At 70.5% G+C, this 4,232-nt stretch carries 3 protein-coding genes; all 3 read right to left on the minus strand.

What is annotated here, in order from left to right; all coding sequences use genetic code 11:
• Positions 1–75: 75 nt before the first annotated feature.
• A complete protein-coding gene (locus G6045_RS39570) occupies positions 76–1,437 on the minus strand; it encodes a phosphomannomutase/phosphoglucomutase (protein ID WP_165337084.1) in 1,362 nt (453 codons plus the stop codon).
• 165 nt (positions 1,438–1,602) lie between these two features.
• Positions 1,603–3,219, minus strand: a complete 1,617-nt coding sequence (locus tag G6045_RS39575) for an L-lactate permease (protein ID WP_165337085.1) — start codon at positions 3,217–3,219, stop codon at positions 1,603–1,605.
• 237 nt (positions 3,220–3,456) lie between these two features.
• Entirely contained in the window at positions 3,457–3,879 is a 423-nt protein-coding gene (locus G6045_RS39580; protein ID WP_165337086.1) for a DUF3499 domain-containing protein, read from the minus strand.
• Positions 3,880–4,232 lie beyond the last annotated feature (353 nt).

A 4,232-nucleotide genomic window follows, 5' to 3' on the forward strand; every position in this document is an offset into this window, starting at 1 on the left:
CTCACCACCCCACCAGGTTCCGCCCCCGGACCCCGGCGCCTCAAGCGCCGGCGGGGCTGAGTTGCCCAGCCGACGTCAGCCCCGCACCAACCCCAGCACCTCATCCCGCACCCGCTCCATCGTGGCCGCGTCGCGCGCCTCGACGTTCAGGCGGAGCAAAGGCTCCGTGTTGGAGGCGCGGAGGTTGAACCACCAGTCGGCGGACGAGACCGTGAGGCCGTCGAGCTCGTCGAGGGTGAGGCCCTCGCGGCCCTCGTACGCGGACTTCACCGCGGCCGCGCGGGCCGCCTGGTCGTCGACCGTGGAGTTGATCTCGCCGGAGCCGGTGTAGCGGTCGTACTGCGCCACCAGGTCGGAGAGCGTGCCCTGCTGTCCGCCGAGCGCGGCGAGGACGTGGAGCGCGGCGAGCATGCCGGTGTCCGCGTTCCAGAAGTCCTTGAAGTAGTAGTGCGCCGAGTGCTCGCCGCCGAAGATCGCCCCGGTCTCGGCCATCTCCTGCTTGATGAACGAGTGGCCTACGCGGGTACGGACCGGCGTCCCGCCGTTCTCGCGGACGACCTCCGGGACCGACCACGAGGTGATCAGGTTGTGGATGACCGTGCCCTTGCCCCCGTGCTTCGCCAGCTCACGTGCGGCGACCAGCGCGGTGATCGCGGACGGGGAGACCGGCTCGCCGCGCTCGTCGACGACGAAGCAGCGGTCGGCGTCACCGTCGAAGGCGAGCCCGAGGTCGGCGCCCTCCTCCTGCACCCGCTTCTGCAGGTCCACGATGTTGGCCGGGTCCAGCGGGTTGGCCTCGTGGTTGGGGAAGGTGCCGTCCAGCTCGAAGTACATGGGCACCAGGTCGAGCGGCAGACCCTCGAAGACGGTGGGCACGGTGTGGCCCCCCATCCCGTTGCCCGCGTCCACCACGACCTTCAGCGGACGGATCGAGGTCAGGTCGACCAGGCGGAGCAGATACGCCGCATAGTCGGTGAGCGTCTCGCGCGCGGTGATCTCGCCGGGGGCCGCGGCCGGCTCCGGGGCGCCGGACTCGGCCCACTGCTCGACCAGCTCGCGGATCTCGGTCAGGCCCGTGTCCTGGCCGATCGGGGCGGCACCGGCGCGGCACATCTTGATGCCGTTGTACTGCGCCGGGTTGTGCGAGGCCGTGAACATCGCACCCGGCAGATCCATGTCACCGGAGGCGAAGTACAGCTGGTCGGTCGAGCAGAGGCCGATCTCGGTGACCGCGACGCCGAGCGCGGACGCACCGCGGGCGAAGGCGCGCGAGAGACCGGGGGACGACGGGCGCATGTCGTGCCCGACGACGATCGCGTCGGCACCGGTGACCCGGGCGAACGCGGCGCCGAACAGCTCCGCGAGCTGCTCGTCCCACTGGTCGGGCACGACGCCGCGAACGTCGTACGCCTTCACGATCTGCCTCAGATCAACCACAGCCCAAGCCTCTCTGGAATTCAGTGCCGATTGCCCCAAAACTACCTGGCGCCCGCAAGCCCCCGTACCGGCCTGTGGATAACTCTCCGCGCGGGCCGAAAGTGAGGGTCAGCAGTCCATTTACGGTCGGCTCTCTTCCTCTCCACCACCCGCGGCACGCACTCCTCACGGAAGCATCCACCCCAGCACCGCAGTGCTCTGCAGCACCACGATCAGACACATCACCAGGAGCAGTCCGATGCTCCACGGCAGCACCTTGCGCAGCAGATCGCCTTCCTTGCCCGCGAGCCCGACCGCCGCGCATGCGATCGTCAGGTTCTGCGGCGAGATCATCTTGCCGAGCACACCGCCCGAACTGTTCGCCGCCGCAAGGAGATCGGGCGACAGACCCGACTGGCGTGCCGCGGTCACCTGCAGTGCGCCGAACAGCGCGTTCGCCGACGTATCGGATCCGGAAACCGCTACCCCGAACCAGCCGAGGACGGGTGAGAGGAAGGCGAGCCCCGCGCCCGCCGCCGCCACGTAGTGGCCGATCACGGCGGCTTGACCGGACAGGTTCATCACATAGGCGAGCGCGAGCACCGAGGTCACGGTCAGGATCGCGAACCGCAGCTCGTACACCGTGCCCAGCCACTCCCGCACGGCGGGCCGCGGGCGCACCCCGATCATGGCGGCCGTGCCAACTCCCGCGAGCAGCACGAGGGTTCCGCCCGTCGAGACCAGCGGCAGCGTGAACACGTTGGCCCCGACCGGTTCACCGTCCGGGCCCTCCACATCGAGCAGCGGCCAGTCGAACACCTGGGTCGCCCCGGCCAGGAAGTCCTTCACCGGCGGGATCTGCGCGAGCGAGAACACGGCGACGATCAGGCCGTACGGAGCGTAGGCCCGCACCACTTCACGGCGCGGGTCCTCGATGTCCAGGTCTTCGCTGCGTACGCCGGTGAGGACCGCCGCCCGTACCGGTTCCGCGGCCGGCCTGCGCGCCCCGGGCAGCGCCATGAGCGCGGCCGCGCCCGCGAGTGCGGCGCCGATGTCGGCGAGCTGGGCGGAGACGTAATTGGAGGCCGCGAACTGGGCCGCGGCGAAGGCGGCTCCGCAGACCAGGGCGGGCACCCAGGTCTCGCGCAGCCCGCGCCTGCCGTCCACGAGGAAGACGAGAACGAGCGGCACGACGAGCGCGAGCAGCGGCGTCTGCCGTCCGACGACGGAGGCCACGCTGTCCAACGGCAGGCCGGTGACCTGCGCGAGCGTCACGACCGGGGTGCCCATGGCGCCGAAGGCGACCGGCGCGGTGTTGGCCACGAGCGCGACCACGGCGGCCTTGACGGGCTCAAAGCCGAGCGCCACCAGCATCACCGCGCTGATGGCCACGGGCGCCCCGAACCCGGCGAGCGCTTCGAGCAGCGCGCCGAAGCAGAAGGCGATGACCAGCGCCTGGATCCGGGGGTCGTCGGAGAGCCTGCCGAAGGAGCGGCGCAGGATGTCGAAGTGCTGGGTGCGGACCGTCATCCGGTACACCCACAGGGCGTTGACGACGATCCACATGATCGGGAAGAGGCCGAAGAGCACACCTTGGGCGGCCGCCGACGCGGTCTGCACCACCGGCATCCCGTACGCGAGCCAGGCCACTGCCGCCGCGACCGCGAGGCCGGTCAGGCCGGCGCGATGGGCCCGCATACGGACCGCGCCGAGCAGTACGAGCACGGTGACGAGGGGCAGCGTCGCGACCAGCGCGGACAGCGCGAGCGAATCGGCGACGGGTTCCAGATCTTGGATGAACACAGGGGCCTCCCAGGTCGCGGTAAAAAGCGTCGTGTCCACGACAAGGGCAAGTCAATGGCCCGTACAGCGAAGGGAGTTGAAGGAAGTGTGGGGATACGCGGGACCGCTTACGGAGATCAGGCCGGCCGCTTACGGAGATCAGGCCGGCCGCTTACGGAGATCAGGCCGGCCGGCAGGTCACGGACTCGACGGCGGTCACCAGGAACTGGACATCCCCGTCGGGCACTTGGGAGCCGGTCAGGACTCCGGCGACCGCAGCACCCGCAGATGCCCTCGGCGCGCGACCTCCATCGGGTCGGCGCCGGAGCGCCCCCCGTTGTCCCCGGCCGCGCGCTCCTGGGGCCTGGCGGCCTCACGTACGGCATTGGCGAGGGCTTCGAGATCATCGCCGCTCGGGCGGGGCGGGGCGGAGCCGTCGGCGAGCCGGACGACTTCCCAGCCGCGGGGGGCGGTCAAACGCTCTGAGTGTTCGGCGCACAGGTCATAGCAGTGCGGCTCCGCGTACGTGGCGAGCGGACCGAGCACGGCGGTCGAGTCCGCATAGACGTACGTCAGCGTCGCGACGGCGGGACGGCCGCAGGCGGTGCGCGAACAGCGACGTACGAGGCTCACGACGTTGGACGGTACCGCACTCTTGAGCGGGCCGCGACGACTCTCCACGAGGTCACTCCACCGTGTCGTGCTGTGAACCCGCCCACACGGCCCTTCGCGGCCTCCCCGCTGACCTGCGCGGAGCCCATCCGGCGCGGCAGTGAAGGGTGTTGAATCCGGTCACCACTCGATGCAAATGCCGTCATTTGCCATGAGAAGTGCGGTCTTCGAGCTGTAGGGAATCGAGCGCAACCGCGATCCGAACGATCAGGAAGTGACAGCGCGCCCGCCGAACGCCGCACCGTCCGGCGACACGGCCCGGGTGACGCCCCGCGCCGGGATCGGCGGCTGTCAGCCCGGAGGACTACGCTTCAGCAGTGATGGACAGCCCCGTACCGCCCCGCCCCACCGAGCCCAGGCCC

Source organism: Streptomyces mesophilus, from assembly GCF_011044995.1.
Classification (GTDB): Bacteria; Actinomycetota; Actinomycetes; order Streptomycetales; family Streptomycetaceae; genus Streptomyces; species Streptomyces mesophilus.